At 69.3% G+C, this 22,360-nt stretch carries 23 protein-coding genes; 22 read left to right on the plus strand and 1 reads right to left on the minus strand.

Annotated elements, in window-relative coordinates:
* Positions 1–4 precede the first annotated feature (4 nt).
* From ACFULQ_RS31770 to ACFULQ_RS31850, 17 genes are all read left to right on the plus strand, one after another.
* A complete protein-coding gene (locus ACFULQ_RS31770) occupies positions 5–1,342 on the plus strand; it encodes a CpaF family protein (RefSeq protein ID WP_383550583.1) in 1,338 nt (445 codons plus the stop codon).
* Positions 1,343–1,361: 19 nt separating this feature from the next.
* Complete coding sequence (locus ACFULQ_RS31775) at positions 1,362–2,306, plus strand: type II secretion system F family protein (RefSeq protein ID WP_383550585.1); 945 nt, start codon at positions 1,362–1,364, stop codon at positions 2,304–2,306.
* 13 nt (positions 2,307–2,319) lie between these two features.
* Positions 2,320–3,207: a DUF5936 domain-containing protein gene (locus ACFULQ_RS31780; RefSeq protein WP_383550646.1), complete on the plus strand. Its 888-nt coding sequence runs from the start codon at positions 2,320–2,322 to the stop codon at positions 3,205–3,207.
* 114 nt (positions 3,208–3,321) lie between these two features.
* The gene (locus tag ACFULQ_RS31785) at positions 3,322–4,839 is read left to right on the plus strand and encodes a sensor histidine kinase (RefSeq protein WP_383550587.1); all 1,518 of its coding nucleotides are present in this window, start codon (positions 3,322–3,324) and stop codon (positions 4,837–4,839) included.
* Positions 4,836–5,669: a response regulator gene (locus ACFULQ_RS31790; protein ID WP_383550589.1), complete on the plus strand. Its 834-nt coding sequence runs from the start codon at positions 4,836–4,838 to the stop codon at positions 5,667–5,669. The genes ACFULQ_RS31785 and ACFULQ_RS31790 overlap by 4 nt, the downstream gene beginning before the upstream one ends.
* Positions 5,670–5,781: 112 nt before the next feature.
* Complete coding sequence (locus ACFULQ_RS31795) at positions 5,782–5,943, plus strand: Flp family type IVb pilin (RefSeq protein ID WP_249125848.1); 162 nt, start codon at positions 5,782–5,784, stop codon at positions 5,941–5,943.
* Positions 5,940–6,554, plus strand: a complete 615-nt coding sequence (locus tag ACFULQ_RS31800; RefSeq protein WP_383550648.1) for a pilus assembly protein TadG-related protein — start codon at positions 5,940–5,942, stop codon at positions 6,552–6,554. Before ACFULQ_RS31795 ends, ACFULQ_RS31800 begins: the two co-directional genes overlap by 4 nt.
* A 19-nt stretch (positions 6,555–6,573) precedes the next feature.
* Positions 6,574–7,149 carry a hypothetical protein gene (locus ACFULQ_RS31805; protein ID WP_383550591.1) on the plus strand — a complete coding sequence of 192 codons (576 nt, stop codon included), beginning with the start codon at positions 6,574–6,576 and terminating at the stop codon, positions 7,147–7,149.
* A 7-nt stretch (positions 7,150–7,156) separates the two neighbouring features.
* The gene (locus tag ACFULQ_RS31810; protein ID WP_383550593.1) at positions 7,157–7,780 is read left to right on the plus strand and encodes an OmpA family protein; all 624 of its coding nucleotides are present in this window, start codon (positions 7,157–7,159) and stop codon (positions 7,778–7,780) included.
* Between the two features lie 50 nt (positions 7,781–7,830).
* Positions 7,831–8,340 carry a hypothetical protein gene (locus ACFULQ_RS31815; RefSeq protein WP_383550595.1) on the plus strand — a complete coding sequence of 170 codons (510 nt, stop codon included), beginning with the start codon at positions 7,831–7,833 and terminating at the stop codon, positions 8,338–8,340.
* Between the two features lie 154 nt (positions 8,341–8,494).
* On the plus strand, positions 8,495–8,833 hold the full coding sequence (locus tag ACFULQ_RS31820; RefSeq protein ID WP_383550597.1) for a hypothetical protein: 339 nt from the start codon (positions 8,495–8,497) through the stop codon (positions 8,831–8,833).
* Positions 8,834–8,903: 70 nt separating this feature from the next.
* Entirely contained in the window at positions 8,904–11,180 is a 2,277-nt protein-coding gene (locus tag ACFULQ_RS31825; RefSeq protein ID WP_383550599.1) for a hypothetical protein, read from the plus strand.
* Between the two features lie 34 nt (positions 11,181–11,214).
* Positions 11,215–11,733 carry a hypothetical protein gene (locus tag ACFULQ_RS31830; protein ID WP_383550601.1) on the plus strand — a complete coding sequence of 173 codons (519 nt, stop codon included), beginning with the start codon at positions 11,215–11,217 and terminating at the stop codon, positions 11,731–11,733.
* Positions 11,734–12,228: 495 nt separating this feature from the next.
* Positions 12,229–12,702 (plus strand): hypothetical protein, encoded by a 474-nt coding sequence (locus ACFULQ_RS31835; RefSeq protein WP_383550603.1) that lies wholly within the window; start codon positions 12,229–12,231, stop codon positions 12,700–12,702.
* On the plus strand, positions 12,699–13,271 hold the full coding sequence (locus ACFULQ_RS31840; protein WP_383550605.1) for a hypothetical protein: 573 nt from the start codon (positions 12,699–12,701) through the stop codon (positions 13,269–13,271). The genes ACFULQ_RS31835 and ACFULQ_RS31840 overlap by 4 nt, the downstream gene beginning before the upstream one ends.
* The gene (locus ACFULQ_RS31845) at positions 13,271–15,223 is read left to right on the plus strand and encodes a putative T7SS-secreted protein (RefSeq protein WP_383550607.1); all 1,953 of its coding nucleotides are present in this window, start codon (positions 13,271–13,273) and stop codon (positions 15,221–15,223) included. Before ACFULQ_RS31840 ends, ACFULQ_RS31845 begins: the two co-directional genes overlap by 1 nt.
* Positions 15,223–16,266: a type VII secretion system-associated protein gene (locus ACFULQ_RS31850; RefSeq protein WP_383550609.1), complete on the plus strand. Its 1,044-nt coding sequence runs from the start codon at positions 15,223–15,225 to the stop codon at positions 16,264–16,266. The genes ACFULQ_RS31845 and ACFULQ_RS31850 overlap by 1 nt, the downstream gene beginning before the upstream one ends.
* Before the next feature lie 21 nt (positions 16,267–16,287).
* Here the strand turns inward: ACFULQ_RS31850 and ACFULQ_RS31855 are convergent, their stop codons facing one another.
* A complete protein-coding gene (locus ACFULQ_RS31855; protein ID WP_383550611.1) occupies positions 16,288–16,638 on the minus strand; it encodes a DUF192 domain-containing protein in 351 nt (116 codons plus the stop codon).
* Positions 16,639–16,705: 67 nt separating this feature from the next.
* On the opposite strand from ACFULQ_RS31855, the gene ACFULQ_RS31860 reads away from it, so the two are divergent.
* From ACFULQ_RS31860 to ACFULQ_RS31880, 5 genes are all read left to right on the plus strand, one after another.
* Positions 16,706–17,266: a dihydrofolate reductase family protein gene (locus ACFULQ_RS31860; RefSeq protein ID WP_383550612.1), complete on the plus strand. Its 561-nt coding sequence runs from the start codon at positions 16,706–16,708 to the stop codon at positions 17,264–17,266.
* A 60-nt stretch (positions 17,267–17,326) separates the two neighbouring features.
* A complete protein-coding gene (locus tag ACFULQ_RS31865; protein WP_383550614.1) occupies positions 17,327–18,322 on the plus strand; it encodes an LLM class flavin-dependent oxidoreductase in 996 nt (331 codons plus the stop codon).
* 72 nt (positions 18,323–18,394) lie between these two features.
* Positions 18,395–19,192 carry a methyltransferase domain-containing protein gene (locus ACFULQ_RS31870; protein WP_383550616.1) on the plus strand — a complete coding sequence of 266 codons (798 nt, stop codon included), beginning with the start codon at positions 18,395–18,397 and terminating at the stop codon, positions 19,190–19,192.
* Between the two features lie 645 nt (positions 19,193–19,837).
* Positions 19,838–20,611 carry an isoprenyl transferase gene (locus ACFULQ_RS31875; protein ID WP_123762818.1) on the plus strand — a complete coding sequence of 258 codons (774 nt, stop codon included), beginning with the start codon at positions 19,838–19,840 and terminating at the stop codon, positions 20,609–20,611.
* Between the two features lie 347 nt (positions 20,612–20,958).
* Positions 20,959–22,284, plus strand: a complete 1,326-nt coding sequence (locus ACFULQ_RS31880) for a PhoH family protein (protein WP_383550618.1) — start codon at positions 20,959–20,961, stop codon at positions 22,282–22,284.
* Positions 22,285–22,360: the final 76 nt, after the last annotated feature.

Here is a 22,360-nt window from a genome sequence, read left to right on the forward strand (position 1 = left end):
CCCCATGAGCCTGCGGTCCCGCATCAACACCCCCGAGGAGAACGGCAGTCGGGGCGAGGACGGCCACCTGGTCTCCTCCTACCGGGCCAAGCTCCTCGAGGAGATCGACCTCGCGGAGATGAGCTCGCTGGCGGCGGCCGAGCGCCGGGCCCGGCTGGAGCGGGTGCTCGGGCACATCATCAGCCGCGAGGGCCCGGTCCTGTCGACCGTGGAACGCTCCCAGCTGATCCGGCGGGTGGTCGACGAGGCCCTCGGCCTCGGCATCCTGGAACCGCTGCTCGAAGACGCCTCCATCACCGAGATCATGGTCAACGGCCCGGACTCGATCTTCGTCGAACGCGGCGGCCGCGTCGAGCAGTTGCCGTTGCGCTTCCCGTCGCACGACCAGCTGATGCAGACCATCGAGCGAATAGTCTCGACAGTCAACCGGCGCGTGGACGAGACGAATCCGATGGTCGACGCCCGCCTCCCGTCCGGCGAGCGCGTCAACGTCATCATCCCGCCGCTCTCCCTGACCGGCGCGATCCTCACCATCCGCCGCTTCCCGAGGTCCTTCACCCTCCAGGAACTCGTCGGCTTCGGCTCGCTCGACGAACAGATGCTGTACCTGCTGGCGGGCCTGGTGCAGGCCCGCTTCAACATCATCGTCTCGGGCGCGACGGGCACCGGAAAGACCACCTTGCTGAACGCCCTCTCCGGCCTGATCCCCGAGGGCGACCGCATCATCACCATCGAGGACTCGGCCGAACTCCAGCTCCAGCAACGGCACGTGGTCCGCCTGGAGTCCCGCCCGCCCAACGTGGAGGGCCAGGGCCGCGTCACCATCCGCGACCTGGTCCGCAACTCCCTTCGCATGCGCCCCGACCGGATCGTGGTCGGCGAGGTCCGCGGCGGCGAGTCCCTCGACATGCTCCAGGCGATGTCGACGGGCCACGACGGCTCACTGGCCACCGTGCACGCCAACAGCGCCGAGGACGCGCTGATGCGGCTGAAGACCCTGGCGTCGATGTCGGAGGTCGAGATCCCCTTCGAGGCGCTGCACGACCAGATCAACAGTGCCGTCGACGTGATCATCCAGCTCACCCGGTTCGCCGACGGCGCCCGCCGCATCACCGAGATCGCCCTGCTCGACAGTCACGGCAGCGAGCCGTACCGGCTGGCGACGGTGGCCCGCTTCAACGCCCAGCCGATGGCGGCGGACGGCCGGATCTACGGCCGGTTCGAGTACTTCCCGCTGCCGCGCCGTACCGTCGACCGCCTCTACATGGCGAGTCAGCCCACGCCCCAGGCCTTCGGCGTGGCCGAGTCCGCAAGCCAGTTGGCCATCCGAGAAGCCAGGTAGGACAGGTAGGAAGCACCTCATGGACCTCGCGACCCTAGTCGATCTCACCACCGGCATAGCCTTGCTGACCTGCGTGGTCGCCGTCATCGGCGTCCACGTCTACGCCAAGGGCCGGGCCCAGCGGGCCGCCCTGGTCGACCGGCTGACGGCGGCGGGGCAGGTGTCGTACACCGGCCGCCGACGGCACTTCCGGGACCTGGACCGCCGGCTGCGCCGCACCCGGCTCGGCCGGCAGCTGGAACTGCGCCTCGCGGCCACCGGGCTGGACGTGACGCCGGGCGAGTTCTTCGCCGCGATGCTCGCCGTGGTGGCGGGCCTGTGGCTGATCGGCCAGGAGACGCTGGCCCCCTTCTTCGGCCCGATCCTCGGTCTCCTCGGCGTCTGGGCGGCGGTGCAGTTCCTCAACTGGCAGCGCCAGAAACGCATCGAGAGGTTCATCAACCAACTCCCCGAGCTGGCCCGCATCCTGGCCAACGCCACCCACGCCGGCCTCGCCCTGCGCACCGCCATCGGCATGGCGGCGGAGGAGCTGGAGGCCCCGGCCGGGGAGGAACTGGCCAAGGTCGCCAACGAGTTGGCGGTCGGGGTGTCCATGGAGGACGCCCTGGACGAGATGGCGAAACGGCTGCCGTCCCGCGAGCTGGTGGTCCTGGTGACCACCCTGGTTCTGTCGAACCGGGCCGGCGGCCAGGTGGTCAGCGCGCTGCGCAACCTCACCGAGACGCTGGAGGAGCGCAAGGAGACCCGGCGCGAGGTCCGCACCCAGCTCTCCCAGGTGAACATGACGTCGTACGCCGTCCCGGTCCTCGGCATCGGCTCGCTGTTCCTGATGAACGGCGTCAAGGACGGCGCGCTGGACCGCATGACGGGCTCACCGCTGGGCCAGGCCGCCGTGATCATCGCGTTCGGCCTGTACGCCGTGGGCTTCGTCCTCATCCGCCGCCTGTCCCGCATCGACGTCTGAGGGGGCGGCCGTGATCGCAATCGGACTGGCCCTGCTGATGGCCGTGAGCGTGTGGGGCGTCTTCGCCGGCATCCGCATGTACCGCGCGGAGGCGAAGCTGCCGAGCGACCTGGTGCTCGCGCTGGAGGTCGGCTCGACCCGCACCGGCGCGGTGGACTCCCTGGTCGACCGCATGGGCATGCGGTACGCCCCCGCGGTGCTGCGCCTGATGGGCCCCAAGCAGGTCGCCAAGTACCGCCGCAGGATCGACCTCGCGGGCAACCCCGGCGGCCTGACCATCAACCGCTACGCGGCCCGCCGGGCGGTCTACGGCTTCCTCGGCGCCCTGGGCTTCCTGGTCTTCCTGCTCCGCGGCCAGATCCTGGTCGCCCTGCTGCTCCTCGCCTTCGGGGCGTTCTGGACGGAGGTCGGCATCTGGTCGGCGATCCGGGTCAGGAAGGACGTCATCGAGCGCACCCTCCCCGACTTCCTGGACGTGCTGGCGGTGGTGGTGAGCGCGGGCCTGGGCTTCCGCCAGGCGCTGGACCGGGTGGCCTCCAAGTACGAGGGCCCCTGGGCCGACGAACTGCGCATCACGCTCCGCCAGATGGACCTCGGCATGAGCCGCCGCCAGGCCTTCGCGGAGCTACGGCGCCGCAACGACTCCGAACAGGTGGCGATGTTCGTGACGGCGCTCCAGCAGGGCGAGGAGCTGGGCGCGCCGATCGTGGACACCCTGGTCTCCCTGGCCAAGGACATGCGCCGCACGGACGCCCAGAACGCCCGCCGCAAGGCCGCCCGCGCGGTCCCCAAGGCCACGATGATGATCACCACGTTCATGGTCCCGGCCACGATGCTGCTGCTGGCCGCGGGCCTGCTCCTGGGCTCGGGGACGGACTTCGGGTCGATCACGGGGGAGTAAGGGGGGTGGGGGAGTAGGAGAGCTGGGAAGTGGGGGAGTGCGGGAGCTGGGGAGTGAGGGAGCTCGGGAGTGAGGGAGCTCGGGAGTGAGGGAGCCGGGGGTGGGGAGGTGACGATGACGGAGACAGGGAGGCGCCCGCCCGCGGAACGGGAGGCGGAGCCGGAGGCGACGGCGGAGCCAGAGGCGACGGCGGGGGCGAAGGCGGAGCCGGAGACAGCAGCGGGGGCGGCCGCGAAGGCGGCGGCGGGGGTTCGAGGCGGGCCTGCCGATTCGCGACCGGTGAATCCGCACGGCCGCGCGGCCGCCGACGGCGCTGCGCCCCCACAGGGGCCACCCGCACCCGACGACGACGGCCGCACGGATGGTGCGGGTGGGAGATCCCAGGACGCTCACCCCCACGCACCCGCACCCGCCCTCGACCTCCAGGTCAACGCCCTCCAAGCCATGTGCCGCCAGGTCTTCGGCTTCCGCCTCGCGATGATCGCCCTGGCCGCCCCCGCCGCCCTCCTCAACGCCAACCCCGGCCTCGGCACCCGCCTCGTCGGCGCCGCCGTGGTCGTCACCTTCATGGTCTCGTACGCCCTCTTCAGGGACTGGGAACGCTTCGGCCCCCTCCTCCTGCGCCACCCCACCCTCCTCGCCGCCGACACCGTCTTCGGCAGCCTCCTGCTGATCTCCGCAGGCCCGGACACCACGCTCGCGTACGTCAGCGTCTGCACCCCCCTCCTCGCCGGCATCGCCTACAGCTGGCGGGGCGCCGCGGTCTTCGCCTCGCTCCAGTCCCTGATCCTGCTCCTGGCCCAGACGGCGCTCCCGCACTCGCACGCCACCCCCGCGGACACCCTCCTCCTCCCCGGCTTCTGCGTGATCACCGGCGCGGTCGGCTCCACCCTGCGCAACCTCCTGCTCCGCTTCGGCACGGCCACCCAGGCCCTCACCGCGATGCGGGCCCGCCTGGCGGTGACGGAGGCGATCAGCGAGGAACGGGCGCGGCTGGCCCGGGAGATGCACGACTCCGTGGCCAAGACCCTGCACGGCGTGGCGCTGGCCGCCGAGGGCCTGGCGACCTCGGCGGCCGCCCCCACCCCCGACCCGGCCCTCCTCAAGCAACAGGCGGAACTCGTCGCCCGAGCAGCCCGCAGAGCGGCGACGGAATCCCGCGAACTCCTCACGGACCTGCGCAGCGAACGGCCTCACAGCACGGACGTACTGACGGAACTCGCGACCAGAACGGCGGAGTTCGCCCAACGCACCCCGCTCCCCACCACCTACCGACCCCCCACCCACCCCCACCCCGCCCCCGTGATCCCGCCCCCGGTGGCCCGCCACCTCCTCTCCATCACCGAGGAGGCGATGGAGAACGCCCACCGCCACGCCGAGGCCACCCTCATCGACGTGACGGCGGACATCCAGGACGGCCTGCTCAGGATCACCGTCCGGGACGACGGCCGCGGCCTCCCCGCCGACACCACCCTCGACGACCTCCGCAGGACGGGCCACTTCGGCCTGGTCGGCATGGTGGAACGCGCCGCGTCGGCGGGTGCCCGCATCCAGCTGGGCGAAGGCCCGGACTCCCGGGGCACGGAAGTACTCCTGGAACTCCCCCTGCCACCCGCGGAGACGGACCGATGACCCCCCACCCCACCACGAGAGGAGGCCGCGCAGTGCAGAACGACCCCCAGCACTCCGTCACCCCGTTCGCGCTGTTCCCGACGGCCCCGCCCAGCCCTGTCGTCCGGATCGTCGTCGTCGACGACAACCCGGTGGTCCGCGCGGGCCTCACGGCCCTCCTCTCGGGCCGTGAGGACATCACGGTCGTGGCGGAGGCGGCGGACGGCCGGGAGGCGTACGAGGCCGCGACCCGGCACCGCCCCGACGTGATCCTCCTCGACGTCCGGATGCCGGGCGTGGACGGCCTCTCGGCGCTGCCCTACCTCGTGCCGATCGCACCGGTGCTGATGCTGACGTACAGCGGAGAGCCGGACACCGTCCGCGAGGCGCTGCGCGGCGGAGCCGACGGCTACCTGGTCCACGGCGAGTTCACGACGGACCAGCTCGCCGCGGCCGTACGGGACACCGTGCGGGGTGTCACCCACCTGACCCCGACGGCGGCGAGCGCGTTGCTGCAGGAGCTGCGCGATGCGAATGCACACGTAAATGGACGTCCGACTCCCCCTCTCCCGCCGATATCTGAGAAAGTACTTTCGCAAATGCAACCACCTGTGGGACAGTTGCCCTCGGACCGGTCGCGTTTCCAACTCAGCGCAAGGGAGGCGGAGATCATGAACCTCATCGCATCCGGCATGACCAACCAGCAGATCGCCGCCGCCTGCTTCATCAGCGAGAAGACGGTCAAGAACCACATCAACCGCATCTTCGCCAAGCTCCACAGCAGCAGCCGCTCCGAGGCCGCGGCCAAGTGGCTGGGCACGGCGCCGGGTTCGCACCGGGGGGTGGGGTGACCGATGAAGACACCGGCTTGGGCCCGGATTTGGGCCCTGGGACCCTCCATCGAACCGCCGACTCCGATTTACGTTCCCAAGGTCGACAGCGATGACGCCGAAGGGGCCCACCATGAGCAACCGGTTCAACGACGACAAGGGTCAGACCGCGGTCGAGTACCTGGGGATCATCGCGGTGGTGGTGGCGATCGTGCTGGCGATCACGGGCACGGACATCGGTCAGGCCATCTACGACGCGATCGTGGACAAGATCGACGAAGTCATCGGCGCCTGACGCAGGTTCGACGGCACAGCGACGCAGGGCAGGCTTTCCCCATCTACATCACGGTGGTGGCGGGCCTGCTCTTTCTCGCGTTCGCCTTCCTGGCAGTCGGTCAGGCCGGAGCCAATCGGAACGGCGCCCAGACGGCCGCCGACGCCGCGGCGCTTGCGGCAGCTCTCGACACCAGGGACCAACTCACCGAGGAGTGGGTGCAGAACGTCCGGGACCCCAACAAGTGGCTGGACATCTTCCACGGCCTCGGGGTGCCGTTCGACGGCTGCGCCCGGGCGGACCAGCTGGCCGCACAGAACGACGCCACGGTCACCTGCACACCGCTGGAGGGGATGCCGCCGGGCTACCAGGTCGAGGCCACCACCAACAAGACGGTCGGTGACTCCATCGTCCCCGGCACCGAGAACAAGAGGTCCAGGGCGCCGGCCACGGCGGTCATCGAGTCGGCCTGCGAGTTCGTGCTCCCGGGGGAGGGGGCCGACGCGGACCTGCTGCCGACGCTCACCTGTGACGACGGCAAGTGGACCCTGGATCCGGAGGATCTCACCGACCTCCCCGGGCCCGAGGATCTCTTCGACGTCCATCTGGCCGATCGACAGACGAACAACTAGTGGTGAAGGAAGCGCAGTGATGAGCATTCGGTTCACGGCGAAGGCCCGCAGGGGGATGGTCGCGCTGACGATCGCGGCCGGTCTGGCCGTCGGCGTGGCCGGCTGCGGAAGCGGGGGCGACGACGACAAGAAGCCGGAGGCGTCCGCGTCCGCCTCCAAGGGCAGCTCCGGAGCGAGCACGCAGGAGGGCACGGACGAGCCGATCGCCGAACTCAAGGGAGAAGACGGACTCACCCTTCAGATCGACTCCGTGCAACGGGACTCCGGAGGATTCCTCACGGTGAGCGGCGAGATGAAGAACGACGGTGACAAGGCGGCCCGGGTCTCGGTGCGGACAGCGGGAGACGAGACCGAGATCATCCGGCACGGCTCATCGCTGGGCGGCGCGACCCTCGTCGACTCCAAGTCCAAGAAGCGTTACTACGTCCTGCGCGACACCGACGGGCGCCCCCTCACGACCACGGGCATGCCGAGGATCGACGCAGGTGCCTCCATCCCGGTGTTCATGCAGTTCCCGGCGCCCCCGGCCGGTACCACCAGCGTCGACTTCCAACTCCCCACATTCGCCTCGGCCACCATCCAGATCTCAGGTTGAGGCACCCATGACCACCACCCCCCGCCTCCCCCTCACCGTGACCGCCGCCACCCTCCTCACGGTCATGTTCCTCCCCGCCGCGCACGCCGACGACGGTGGCCCCAGCGTCCCCCCGGGCACCGAACCCTCCGCCACCGCCCCCGTCCAGGTCGACCCCAACGACCCGGACCTGAAACTCCCGGAAGGCGCCACGCTCGCCGAACCGAAGGTGCTGGACATCAAGCAGGTCGTCGAGGACCAGAGCGGGGACGAGCGCCGCGAGGACACCAACGCGGACGTGAAGTTCGCCCTCCAGGCGGAGGTCCTCTTCGGCAAGGACAGCGCGAAGCTGAACGGCGAGGCGAGAGCCCGCATCTCCGCCATCGCCGCGGAGATCAAGAACCAGAAGGCCACCCGGATCCGCGTCTTCGGCTTCACCGACAACCTCGGCAGCTACGCCCACGGCCTCACCCTCTCCCGCCAACGCGCCAACGCCGTACAGGACGTCCTCGACGAGGAACTGAACGACTCAGCCATCACCTACGAGGTCCGCGGCTACTCCGAGGACTACCCGATCGCCTCCAACACCACAGAATCGGGCCGCAAGAAGAACCGCCGCGTGGAGGTGTCGTTCCCGCGGGGGGAGAACTGACCGTCCACCCGTTGTCGTAGCGACGATTCAGCACCTCGTACGGTGACCCCGTGGGACTCTTCGACAAACTGACCGGAACCCGGCACCCGACCGAAGGCGCCCCATCGGCGCCCGCCGACGCGGTGCGGACAGCCCTCTTGGCCCTCAACCGGCCGGATGTTCCCTACACCATCCGCGACACCACCGAAGACGCCGAACTGGTCGCGGAGTGGCGGCTGTCGGAGCCCGCATGGCAGCCCCTCTTCGTCCGGTCCCAGCTGTCCCGCGCCGTCAGGATCAGCATGCGCCTCGACCACGAGGAGCAGGACGTACGGGCCCTTGAGGAATCGTGGGCGGTCGAACGCATCGGGAATCCACCGAGCCTCCGGGTCTCCTCGCAGTACACGCGAGGGCCGGCCAGGACCGTGTCCACCCACCGGAAGATCCAACGCGGGCCCGACGGTCGGGTCGAGGCGAACGCCTTTTTCCACTTCGACAGCTCGGAACTGCGCGAACCCCTGCGGAACACCGTCCTCGAACTGGGCTGGACCTGGCGCGGAGTCGTCTTCGGCAAGCTGTGAGACGGGCCGGAGCCGAGGACCGGGGCCGACCGCGGTGGCAGCAATCACTCGTTGCACCGCGGTGATACTTTGCTTACGCACCGCAGATGAACTCGCTTCGCACACCGGAGACTTCCGCCACTTGAGGGGCGGGAGGGAACACGGGGGACAGGACATGTCAGGCGCCACGGACATCGACGATCCGGCAGCCTTGAACCGCGCGGGCACGGGAGCGCGTGAGACGGCGGGACAGACCCGTACCGCAGGCGCGCACCCGGTGGACGAGACGCGGTCGGCCGCACGCGATCTCAGCGGCGGCAACTGGAGCGGCGGCCTGGGCGGGGCACTCAACGGCTTGGCGCAGACCTGGTCGAGCCAGGTCTCGGCGCTCGCCGCAAAGTGCGACAGCCTCGCGGGCCAGTGCGGAGGGTCGGGCCTGCTCTACCAGAACACCGAGGCGGACAACACACGGACGATGCGCTCACTGTCGGCCGGATCCTCACCTTTCGGGTGAGCCGGTCCCGCCGCCGACCGCGTCGCAGCCTACGGGCGAACACCACACGACCGGGGGACTCACCACAGCCATGCCGACGTACGAGCAGCTGTACCACCTCAACCTCAGCAACCTCAGTGCGGCCGCCGACCGTTGGGAGGAGACGGTCACCAAGTTCAAGAGCCTGCACACCGCTTTCGGCGACGAGGTCGCCAAGCCCTTCAAGCAGGCCGGCTGGCGGCAGCCGGTGCTGACGGCGGCCAAGGCGGACAACGACGTACGGGCCGCCCAGCAGGAGTTCGCGGATGCGCAGAAGGAGGCGGAAGGCATCGCCGGTGTGCTCACGACTCTGCACGCGGAGCTGAAGAAGGCCAAGGACGACCTCCACCACCTCGCGGAGGTTGAGGCCAAGAAGCAGGATCTGCATGTCAGCGCCGCCGGTGTGGTCACCCCGCGGAATGACGTCAACCAGCAGACCTGGGCTCACCACGACCCCGACGGCCAGGCCCTCATCCGCGAGCAGCAACAGGCCTGCGACGCCTTCGCCCGCCGTATCGAAGCCGTCCTCCAACGCGCCGCGGACGCGGACGAGACCGCATGTTGGGCGCTGCGCCGCGACCTCGGGAACTACACGGACAACTTCAACTCCCAGGTCGTCACCTCCCTGGACGCCGCCGACGCCACGCACGCGGCCGAGCTGATGAAGAAGGGCGACAAGCTCACCGACACCGAGCTGACCGAACTCAACCACCTGATGAAGGCCAACGCGAAAGACCCGGTCTTCGCCACGGACTTCTACAAGCAGCTCGGCCAGGAGGGCAGCCTCAAGCTCTACGGCCAGCTCGCGCTCCAGACCACCGACGCGAGCGACGAACGCAGGAAGCTGCTCCAGGAGATGCAGCGCAACATGGGCAACACCCTGGCCACCGCCACGAATGCGGGCAAGGATCCGCACCTGGACAAGCAGTGGACCGACGAGTTCCGCAAGCTCGGAACCCAGCATGTGCGGCTTTACCCGGACAGCATGAACGAGGGCCCCTACGGCTACCAGCTCCTCGGCGGCATCCTCCGCCACGGCGACTACGACCCCTCCTTCCTCACCCCGATCGCGGAGCACGTCACCCAACTGCACGCCAAGGACCCGTACTTCTTCGCCGGCACGAAGGGCGACTTCGGCGACCCGCAGTACGGCTTCAACCCGTCCGGCAAGAACGGCGCCGGGTACGACCCGATGAACAGCGTGCTGGAGGCGTTGGGCCACAGTCCGAAGGCGGCGACGGACTACTTCTCACCACCGATGCAGGAGTACGCGCAGGACGGATCCCCGAAGGGTGATCCGCAGGCCATCCTCGACGTCGACGGTTCGACCAACTACCTGGACTACCTCGTCAACAAGGACTACGAGTCCTTCCCGGACATCACGGGCCACGCCCCGGACGACGTGGCGAAGTCCATGAACAACTTCCCGGACTCCCTGGGGCATGCCCTGGAAGCCGCCACGACCGGTCGCTCCTGGGACGGGAACCCCCATGCCGATTCCGTTCCACACACGGACGACCAGGCCACTCTGGCCAGCCAGATCGTGAACAAGTTCGGTGGCGAGGAGGGCCCCGAACTCCTCAATGGCAAAGACGGTGCTCCCTATGAGGCCGCTCGGGACAGCCTGGGCAACATCGCCGCCGAATACATGGGGGATGTACAGCGTGCAGTGTCCAGCCAGGACAGCCTGTCTGTGCACGGCGTTCCCGCGCAGTTGGACCCCGCGCACACCGAAGCGTTCCTCGCGCAGGTCGGCCAGGACCCTGATGCCTACGCGGCGATCACCGCGTCGCAGCAGGCGTACACCACAGCCGAGGTCGACCGGGCCATGAACGGCGCAACGCAGTCCACTGTGTCCGTCGAAGAAAGAGCATCCAGTGCTGTCCGCCCCGGTGCCACCGTCGCAGGCATCATGAGCGAGGCCCGAGCGGACGCGGTATTCGAGAATCAGCGCGCGAGTGACGCGGACTTCAACGAGTCGGCCGAGACTGCCAGCAAGTGGGTTGGCCGAGGCCTGGGGCTGGCCACTGGTGCGATCAAGGTTCCCGTCGTCGGTGACGTAGCGGGCTGGGCGATCGAGGACATCCAGTCGAGTGTCATGGAAAGCATCCAGCGCGACACCACGTCGCAGGCGCAGGATGAGGCGGTCCGGGACTACACCAACGGCAGCACGCAGGCCCAGCGGTCGGCTCAGGCTGCCGTCGAGCAGGCAGCGCAGCGAGGCCACTACAACTCCGACACCGTGCGTGACATCCAGAACGCGGTGGCGGGGGAAGCCTTCCAAAGCCACGCTGCCGGAGCCAAATGGGAGGACGCGCACCATGGGTGACGTTCGGCGGATTCCGAGGGCGCGAGGATGGGCAGTGCTGACGGCGCTGGCGTTGCTGCCGGGGTGTTCGTCCGGGCAGCAGGTGGACTACGACTTGCCCGAGAGCCTTTGCGGAATATCCGTCAGCCGGGAGGCGATTCATTCACTCTTCCCGCCAGGCAGGGAACTGACACTGACCGGTGGCTCTCTGGCGGACGGTCAAGCACAGTCGTCCTGCTCATACCTGGTGGACGGGAACACAGCGCTGACTCTTGCGGATCAGCGTTACCAGGAGAAGCTGACTGCCCGGGAAGTCCTTGCGAAGACCGTTCCAGCCAGTCAAGCCGACGAGATCACCGTCTCCTCTTCGGGCCGCATCGCAACGTACCGAGGACACGCCGTGGGCGTAGCGGATTGCTCAGGGCTTCCGTCAGACGTCGAGGGTGAGGAGGCCCAGAGCTACGCACTCACAGTGGGCGTCGGAAGTCCCAAGAACTGGAAAGAGGCACAGACCGAACTCGCTGATTTCCTGAAGACGTTCCTCAGCGCAGCCGCGAAGGCGGATGGATGCTGATCTGGCGGACCCCCGATGGCGAGCCGGGGCGCTTCCGACGTGCCTACTGCTGGGGCGGCCATTGGCTGTGAGGCTGGGCGGGCTGCTGCTGGTAGGGATTCTGTTGTGACGGGTACGGCTCGTGCCCGTGCCGGGGATGGCCAATCGGGCCGGGGCCGACGTTGTCGTTCTGGCTCCGCCGGGAGCGCTTGACGAGCAGGAATACGACTTGGGCGGTGACGGCCAGGCCGTTGTCCCCGTCCGCTTCGTGTGCCGGCCGGTCCAACGCCAGTCGCTACTGCACACCGAGCGAACCCAGAGCGCCGCCTGACGGATCACGGTGCCTTCGAACCATCCTGCTCAGCAAACGAATTCGGGTTGGCTTCCTTCAACGCGCTTGCTTCCTGCAGCACTCGAAGGAAGCACACACGTCTTTGCACGGCTCGACTGGACTGATCCACGATCATCGTGATCTGCTGTTGGGCACCACACGTTCAGTCACGGGATGACCACACCATGAGAGCGGAAACGGCGGGCGGCCCGGCGGTCGGCGTCGGCAATCTCGAACGGGCCAGGCTGGCCGCCGAGATCCACGACCTGTACGACGGGCGAGGCAGCGGTGAGCGGCTGTTGGCGGCGTTCCGGGCGGCCGCCCTGTATGTGCCGCTCGTGGAGGACGAACCCATGTGTTCCGCCGCGGTGGACGGTGTTCAGTGGCTGTACGCCTTCACCGCCGCCGGTGAGTTGGAGCGCTTCGCGCGCGCTCGCGCCGAGGCACCGAAACAGCCCGGTCCGGTGAGCGGCCGTATCGCCTACTGGACGGTCCTCGGCTCGCGGCTGCTGGACGTCGCCGTACCCGTCGCAGTCGCCGAGACCCGTGCCGCCACCGGGGTCTCGGTGGACGTGGCCGGTGTCCGCCCGCTCCTCATGCCTCCCTTGTCCAAAGTCGTGCCGGACCCGGTGGCCGTCGACCTTCTGGACGGCGCGTGAGCGACGGCTACGGCGCGGACCCCGAGGTCCTCAAGCAGGCCGCCCAGGGCATCAACCGGACGATCGAGGAGCTCCAGGACGTCGGCATGGTCGGCGGGGGTGCGGTCGGACGCGGTTTCGGAAGCCTGCAGCTGACGCAACTGCAGATGGGCCACACCGGGTTGGCCAAAGCCTTCGCCACCTTCACCGAGCGCTGGGAGTGGGGCGTGAAGGCGCTGGTCGACGAGGGCAACGCGATCGCCGAGAAGCTCGACCTGGCGGCCGGGTACTACCACGAGGCCGAGGAGTACGCGATCGGGGTCGCCAAGGACTACGTCGTGGGCGCCTACGGCGACCCGGCCCTGTCCGGTGAGGACGCGGAGCGGATGTCGTGGAGCCAGGTCGGATCCTCGGTGCAGGGGACTTTGACGCCGGACGTCACCCCGCAGTCGGCGTCCGCATCCCTGCAGCAGATGGGACAGGCCTGGGATGGCACCGAGAAGGACCTGACCACCAGCGGTCAGTACGGAACACAATTGCGGATCGGCGAGGAGTTCGTGGACGCTGCCGCGCCTGAGGACAGCGACTGATGGGTGTCCTGGGTGAGTTGGGCGACCTGGCCGACGGCCTTGAGCAAGGCATTTCCGACGGAGTCAACGCACAAGCGGGCGCCTTGGGGGAGGCGCTGGACGGCGTCGGGCTGAAGTCCGCCGGGGAGAAGGTCCGTGACGGCGCCGAGTACCTCACCGGGGCGGTCGGCGCCATGGTGCCCGAACGGGAGCTGGGCGAGAGCGGCGAGCCGGGCGAACTCATCCACGGCTCGACTGGTGACATCGAGGAGGCCGTCCAGCACCTCAAGGCCTTCGCCACCGCCTTCGAGAACGCCGGGCAGGCGCTCGGGAAGCTCGACCCCGGCCACTGGACCGGCACCGCCGCCGACTCCTTCCGTGACTCCTTCACCACCCACCCGAAGAAGTGGCTGACGGCGTCCGACGCCTGTACGGCCGCGGCGAACGCGCTGGCGGAATACGCGCACACCGTCACCTGGGCGCGCGGCCGGGCGGCCGAGGCGATCGAGAAGTGGCAGGCCGCGGAGGCGAAGAGCTCCGCGGCCCGGCGGACGTACGAGCAGCAGGTCTGGGAGTACAAGAAGGCCTCACTGTCCCTCGGGTCCGTGCCGCTTTCCGGCGCCGAAGCTCCCATGGATCCCGGGGACTTCGTGGATCCGGGCGAACTGGGCCGTGCCGAGGCCCGGGAGATCCTCGAGAGCGCCCGCCACACGCGTGACTCCGCCGCCGAGACCGCCACGGCCAAGGTGAGCAGTGCCTACGAGGCGGCCCCGGCCGAGCCCGGCACCTGGGCCAAACTCAAGGCCGGGCTGATGGACGCCCCCCTGGCCGTCAACATGGAGCTGGAGCATTTCACCGGCGGTGTTCTCAAGGGTGGTATCGGGCTGACCCGCATGATGCGGACGCTCGACCCGATGGACCCGCACAACCTCACCCACCCCGCGGAGTACCTGCGGAACGTCTCCCTCACCGGTATGGGGCTGCTCACCTCGGCCAACCACCCGGTGCGCACCGCCAGGTCGATGCTCGGTTCGGGCTGGTCCAGCGACCCCGCCGAAGCGCTCGGCACCCTCACCTTCGACCTCGCGAGCGACGCGCTCACCGGCGGCGCGGCGACCGGCGTGGGAGCGGCCCGCCGCACCATGGCAGCGGTCGCGGAGGACGCCGTGGAGACGGCGGCGGCGCGGGCCGCCCGGGAGACGGTCGGGACGGTGGCCGGACACTCCGGGGAAGCGGTCGGGGAGGCCGCGGCCAAGAGTGGCCCGTCGTGGGACGACTTCTTCCTCAAGGAGCACGCCGCCGAGGAGGCCGCCGACGCCACGGCCGACGTGGGCAAAGGCTCCGCCCGTGACCCGTGGGACTGGGACGGCCCCTCGACCCCCGCCGAACACGAGTCTGCGATGGCCGACATCTCTCATGATGCGGTCACCTTCGAAAGCAACGCGGACGCCATGAGATACGGCGCCGAGCACTGGAACGACTATGTGGAAAACCTGCCGACCGACCAGCGGGAGGCGGTCCGGAGCTATACGGGAATCGAATTCGCGCGTGTCAACGGCTTCCTCAGGGATGGCGATTTCGCCACAGATGCCGTACGTGAGCACATCGAGCACATCGACAAAGCGCTCGCGGGGAGCCCGCTCCCCGAGGACGTCATCGTCAGGCGCGGCACGAACCTGGAGCACCATCTGCGCGAGATGGGCACCGACGACCCGTCGGCCATGGCCGGCAGGAAGTTCACGGATGATGCCTACATGTCTACGTCATTGGGAGAGGTGGCGTCAGGGTTCGACCACAAGAGCGCCGTCCTCCATCTACGAGTGCCCGCAGGAACCCCGGCCCTCTGGGTGGAGAAACTGACCCATGCCGTCGGTGAGCGTGAGCTGTTGCTCGGCCGCGGCTCCGAATACAGGATCACCAAGGTCTTCCAGGACGACGCGGGCAAGTGGCAGGTCTACGGAGAGATGCGCTGATGAACGAGCAGCACGGGCCGGACGAAAATTCCGAGGAGCGGCCGTTCTCCCGGTTGGCGGATGATCTTCGACCACGGCTGATCAGTGGGCCGACCGACTACGAGCGGCGGGCGGACGGCCCGGTGCAGTTTGTCGAGGTGGCCAACGCTGAGGGCGTTCTGGGGCTGCTGTACGCCTCGGATGCGGAAGGGGCCGTCGGCTTTGTCGTTCGTAAGGAAATGGGCTACCACGCCACCAAGTCCGTCCAGTTCTGGAAGGGGCTGTGGAGATCCGCGTTTCGACGGGGACTCGCGCCCACCGAGGCCTTGGCCGAGATGGCACAGCAGGAGGGCGGTCACCCGGTTCCGGGGCGAGTGCTGTCCGGGCCCTGGCAGGAGGCGCCCGACCTGGCAGCCCTCCGGGAAGAGATCGTCGGTGACAGCAGGTGGGTTCCGAGTCCGTCTCGACTGAAGGTCAAAGTACATCCCGTGATCGCCCTCCACGGCCCGAAGTTCCGCGCCCCCGAGGTGACCTGGGGCATGCGGCGTGCCGCCCGGCGCCACCCCGGCAAGGGGCTGTTCGCCGTCGATCCGGCCTACGACCCGCACGACGACGACATCCCGTGGCACAAGTCGCTGGGTGGCTGGCCCATCGACGAGCACGGTGAGCTCGGCGACTTCAGGTTCAACCCCCGGTACGAACCCACCCTCACCGCCCTGCGGTGGCGCGCCCCGGAGAACGAGGTGGAGCGTGCGATGCAGGGCGTCTGGTCACGCACCAGCACCGCCGAGGCATTCCTGGACGCTCTCCGCGAGGCGACTCTGTTGGTGCCCGTCGACTCGGACGGCAAGCAACTTCTCTTCGGCCGGACCCACGACGGCCGGCGTGTCCTGGACGTGTACACCAGCGCTCACTACGCCTCGCACGACGACCGGCGGCTACGGGCCATGACCGGCGCCGAGTTGGCCAAGGGCCTGTTCGGCTGCTCCATCGCGGTCAACGCAGGCAGCCGGCCCAACATGAGGATCCCGGCCTCCGACCTTGCCGTCAGCGCCTTTGGCTGAGCCGGACCACGCGTACGCCCGTCACTCCACCACAACCTCCACCCGCGCCCCCACCTCAACCCCCCACGCCTCCATCACCCCGGCCCCCGCCTCCACCACATGCCGCGACCGCACCCGCGGCAGCCCCAACCGCCCCGGGCTCATCGTGCGGACGGCGATGACGTTCAGGCGGTGGTCGAGGTACGCGACGTCGATGGGGAAGCGCATGCGGAAGGTGTGGATGCTGCTCGCGGGGGAGAGGAGGAGAGCGCCCTCCACGGAGTCCCGGCCCAGCAGGCCCCTCGTGCGGGCCCGGTAGGACGTGGCGATCTCCAGGGGGACGCGCAACTCGCCGACGATCAACTCTCCGTGTCCGTCCCGCCAGCGTCCCATGCCGCAGCCACCTCTCTCGGTACCGTGAGGTGGCCATCCTCCATCCCAGGCCCGGGGCAGGTGACCGATGCGGAAGATCGTCCTGATGATGTCCGTTTCCCTCGACGGGTATTTCGAGGGGCCCGACCACGACATCAGTTGGCATCTGGTCGACGAGGAACTCCACCAGCACATGAACGACGTCACCAGGCGGATGGGCGGTGACCTGATCGGGCGGGTCACCTTCGAGCTCATGGACGGCTACTGGCCCACGGCCGACGCCGCCCCGGACGTCACCCCGGTGGAGGCGGAGTTCGCCCAGCTCTGGCGGGAGTTGCCGAAGTACGTGTTCTCGCGGACCCTCGACCACGTCGACGACCCGAACGCCACGATCGTCCGGGAGGTCGTGCCCGAGGAGATCAGGAAGCTGAAGGAGCAGCCGGGCGGCGACCTGGTCGTCGGCGGGGCCGACCTCGCGGCCGAGTTCCTGCGGCTGGGTCTCGTCGACGAGGTGCGCATCTACGTCCATCCCGTCCTCGTCGGCCGGGGCAGGCCCCTCTTCCCGTCCGCCGACACCCTGACCTCGCTCCACCTGGTGGAGACCCACACCTTCGGCAACGGGGTCGTGCTGCTCCGGTACGAGCTGTAGAGAAGGTACGGCCCCGTAAAGGAGTTGTTCCCTGCCCCCGCCGTGGGTAGGAAGGTCCGCATGACCGCACTCGGCGCAGTGTTCCGTCCCCAGCTTCCCCCCGAGCGGCTGCGGGCCCTCGCCCGGCTCGCGGACGAGGCCGGACTCGAAGAGCTCTGGCTGTGGGAGGACTGCTTCCTGGAGGGCGGGATCTCCACCGCCGCGGCCGCCCTCGCGTGGACCGAGCGGCTCCGTGTCGGCGTCGGACTGCTCCCCGTCCCGCTGCGGAACGTCGCCATCACCGCGATGGAGGCGGCCACCCTGCACCGGATGTTCCCGGGCCGGCCGATCCTCGCCGTCGGACACGGCGTACAGGACTGGATGGGCCAGGTCGGCGCCCGGGCCGAGTCACCGCTCACCCTGCTCCGTGAGCATCTCGACGCGCTGCGCGCCCTGTTGAGCGGGGAGCGCATCACCACGCGGGGCCGGTACGTCTCCCTGGACGGCGTCGCCCTCGACTGGCCGCCCGACGGCCCCGTCGAGGTGCTCACCGGCGCCACCGGACCACGCACCCTGCGTCTCGCCGGGGAGTGCGCCGACGGCACCGTCCTCACCGCCGGCACCTCGCCCGAGGGCGTCCGCCGAGCCCGCCGGCTCATCGACGAGGGACGCCAGAAGGCGGGCCGTACCGGACAGCCGCACCAGGAGGCGGGCCGTACCGGACAGCCGCACCAGGAGTCGGGCCGTACCGGACAGCCGCACCAGGAGTCGGGCCGTACCGGACAGCCGCACGACGAGGCGGGCCGTACCGAACCGCCCCACCGGGTCGTCGTCTACCTCCTCACCGCCACCGGGCCCGACGCCACCGCCCGGCTGCACGCCGAACTCGCCCAGGAGGGCCACGCCGATGTCCCCGACCTCGGCGTCGCCGGGGACGCGGACACCGTCGCCAAGGCCGTCCAACGGCTCGCCGACGCCGGCGCCGACACGGTCGTCCTCCAACCCACGGCCGACGAACCCAACCCGGAAGCCTTCGTACGCTTCACCGCCGAGCAGGTCCGCCCGCTGCTGCCCTGACCCCGGCCCCGCCCCGCCCCGCCCCAGAAAATGGGCGGCGCTCACAGCCGTCGTACTGCCACGATCGACCCCATGACCACCCCCCGCACCCACACATTCGAAGACCTCCTCGCCGAGGGAGCCGCCGTTCCCACCGCCGGATGGGACTTCTCGTGGTTCGAGGGGCGGGCCACCGAGGCGCGGCCCTCGTGGGAGTACGCCCGCTCGCTGGCCGGACGGCTCGCCGCGGCCGGCGCCTCCCTGGACGTCCAGACCGGCGGCGGCGAGGTCTTGGCCTTCGCCCTCGACCAGGAAGAGGGAATCCAGGCACCCCTGCTCGCCGCGGCCACCGAGGGCTGGCCGCCCAACGTGGCCAAGGCCACCGCCCTGCTGCGCCCCCGCGGGATCGTGGTCGTCGCCGCCGCGGAGGACGCGCCGCTGCCCTTCGCCGACGCCACCTTCGACCTGGTCAGCAGCCGGCACCCGGTCAGCCCCCAGTGGGCGGAGATTGCCCGCGTGCTCCAGCCCGGCGGCACCTATTTCGCCCAGCACGTGGGCCCGCGCAGTGTCTTCGAGCTCGTCGAGCACTTCCTCGGCCCGCAGCCGCCGGAGCAGAGCTCCGACCGTCACCCCGACCGCGAGCGCGCGGCCGCCGAGGCGGCGGGACTGGAGGTCGTGGACCTGCGCGCCGAGCGGCTGCGGATCGAGTTCCACGACATCGCCGCCGTCGTCCACTTCCTGCGCAAGGTGGTGTGGATGGTCCCGGACTTCACCGTGGAACGTTACGAGCCCCAACTCCGGTCCCTGCACGAGCGAATGGAGTCCGAGGGCCCCTTCGTCGCCCACAGCACCCGGCATCTCGTCGAGGCACGCAAGCCGTACCTCGGTTAATCGCAAAACCGGGCAATAGGGGCACCTCGTGTCGTTCCACCCCAGATTTCCATGGTCTTCACGGGGTTTCCACATTGTTATCCCAGGCGGCTCGCGTCCGGGCCGCTTCTGACGTAAATTCAACACGAGGCAATTCGCGCCAGCAAAGCTGCGCGGTGGCACCGCGCAGAGGAGGGGGCTGCGCGGTGCCGCGCCCACTTCCCGGCGTCAAAGAAACGTTCCGACCCGGATTCACCCACGCGGGCGATGCCGTACGCCCCCATGATTCCGCCGTGATTCAGCCACGAAACCCCCATGAACTGGGCTTCGACCCGCCACCACGCCGTCGCTGCGCGACTCCGGAGAGTAGTTGTGGCACGCCGATGCACGCAGCATCACTTACGAAGGGTTATGGTGGAAACCCCCCCTCGGGCCGGTCCGTCTCCCCCCCACGGACCGGCCCGTTTTTTCATGACCGAAGCAGGGGTGCCTGCCGGGAACGGGGGCACCGCATCCACATAGGGGCGCGCCGAGCACGGGGTGCGGGCGGCCGACGGCGAGCCGCACTCGCCAACCAGGCGCAGCCACCCCATCATTAGGCGCCCCTCAACCCCCGGTACCCTTCAGTGCGCGGGGACCGCATCCGCACGGAGGGGCGACAATCACGTGAACCTGCGCGACAAGCTGCGCGGCCTGCTCGTCAGGCTCTACGCACGCCGGGTGGAGGGCCACCTGGACCACGCCCAGGTGCCCAAGCACATCGGTGTCATCGTCGACGGCAGCCGGCGCTGGGCGAAGGCCGCCGGTTCCAGCCCCGTGGACGGCCACCGCGCCGGTGCCGAGAAGATCGAGGAGTTCCTCGGCTGGTGCACCGAGACGGATGTCGAGGTCGTCACCCTCTGGCTGCTGTCGACGGACAACTTCAGCCGCCCGCCGGAGGAGCTCGGCCCCCTCCTCGGCATCATCGAGGACGTGGTGCGCACCCTCGCCGCCGACGGCCGCTGGCGGGTCCACCACGTCGGCACCCCCGACCTGCTGCCCTCCCCGATGCAGACGGCGCTGAAGGAGGCGGAGGAGTCCACCGCCCACGTCGACGGGATACTCGTCAACGTCGCCATCGGCTACGGCGGCCGCCAGGAGATCGCCGACGCCGTGCGGGCCATGCTGCTGGACGCGCACGACAAGGGCACCTCGATGGAGGAGCTCGCCGAGGCCGTCGACACCGACATGATCGGCCGCCATCTCTACACCGGCGACCAGCCCGACCCCGACCTGGTGATCCGGACCAGCGGCGAACAGCGGCTGTCCGGATTCATGCTGTGGCAGACGGCCCATTCGGAGTACTACTTCTGCGAGGTCTTCTGGCCGGCCTTCCGCAAGGTCGACTTCCTGCGAGCCCTGCGCGACTACGCGGCCCGCCACCGGCGCTACGGCGGCTGACCGGGGCACTCGCAGGCAGTCGACACGGCACTCGCGGGAAGCGGCCGTATACCCCCTTTGGGACGGAAGTAACAAGGAGTTCACCAGCGCGCCGTCATATGCGCTGGCATGGCACCGCATGTTCGAGGGCATAAGCCAAGCAGGTCGATGCCCGAACCACGGGTGTCGGATCTCAGCGGGCGGCACGGGGCCGTCCGCCCGGGAGGCCCTTTGCACCAGCCTTACCGTGCGGTTGTGGCACGGAAGAAGCAGTGGAGGGCCGGTTCCCGGCCCGTGCAAACGGGCCGTCGACCGGTCCAGCTCCACTCCGTCGCTCCCCGACCTCATCCGAGGGGGTACGTCCTTCCGTGGTGACCAGCACAAAGCGCCGTATGCCTGACCGGCGCACCTATGTTCTCGACACCAGCGTCCTGCTGGCCGACCCGAACGCCCTGAGCCGCTTCGACGAGCACGAGGTCGTGCTCCCCATCGTCGTGGTCACGGAGCTGGAGGCGAAGAGGCACCATCCCGAACTCGGCTACTTCGCCCGGCAGGCCCTGCGTCTGCTCGACGAGTTCCGGGTGCGGTACGGCCGTCTCGACGCCCCCATCCCGATCGGGGAGCTGGGCGGGACCGTCCGTGTCGAGCTCAATCACTCGGACCCCAGTGTGCTGCCCAGCGGCTACCGCCTGGGGGACAACGACTCCCGCATTCTCGCGGTCGCCCGCAATCTGCAGGCCGAGGGGTTCGACGTCACCGTCGTGTCGAAGGACCTCCCGCTCAGGATCAAGGCGTCCTCGGTCGGTCTCCTCGCCGAGGAGTACCGCGCCGAACTCGCCATCACGGACTCCTCCGGCTGGACCGGGATGTCCGAGGTGACCCTGCCCGGCGAGCAGGTGGACATCCTCTTCGAGGAAGGCCACGTCTACGTCCCCGAGGTCTCCGACCTTCCCGTGCACACCGGCCTGACCATCCACTCCGAGCGGGGCAAGGCGCTCGGCCGGGTCTCGCCCGAGGGCAACATCCGTCTGGTGCGCGGTGACCGGGAGGCGTTCGGCATCAAGGGCCGCAGCGCCGAGCAGCGCATCGCGCTGGACATCCTCCTCGACCCGGACGTCGGGATCGTGTCCATGGGCGGCCGGGCCGGCACCGGCAAGTCGGCGCTCGCGCTGTGCGCGGGCCTGGAGGCGGTCCTGGAGCGCCGCCAGCACCAGAAGGTGATGGTCTTCCGTCCGCTGTACGCGGTCGGCGGGCAGGAACTCGGCTATCTGCCGGGCTCCGAGTCCGAGAAGATGAGCCCCTGGGCGCAGGCGGTCTTCGACACGCTGTCCGCGGTCACCAGCCGCGAGGTCATCGAGGAGGTCACCGCGCGCGGGATGCTGGAGGTCCTGCCGCTCACCCACATCCGCGGCCGCTCGCTCCACGACGCGTTCGTGATCGTGGACGAGGCGCAGTCCCTGGAGCGGAACGTCCTGCTGACCGTTCTGTCCCGAATCGGCGCCAATTCGCGGGTCGTTCTGACCCATGACGTGGCACAGCGGGACAATCTCCGCGTCGGTCGCTACGACGGTGTCGTCGCCGTGGTGGAGAAGCTGAAGGGGCACCCGCTCTTCGCGCATGTGACGCTGACGAGGTCCGAGAGGTCCCAGATCGCGGCGCTTGTGACCGAAATGCTGGAGGACGGCCAAATCTGAGGTAGTACCCGCCTGTTGGCGCCGTCCGGAAAGGCCAAGAGCCTAGCCGGGCGGCGCCTTCGTGTGTCGGCGTTTC

The sequence above is a fragment of the Streptomyces sp. NPDC057253 genome, assembly GCF_042669125.1.
Lineage (GTDB): Bacteria > Actinomycetota > Actinomycetes > Streptomycetales > Streptomycetaceae > Streptomyces.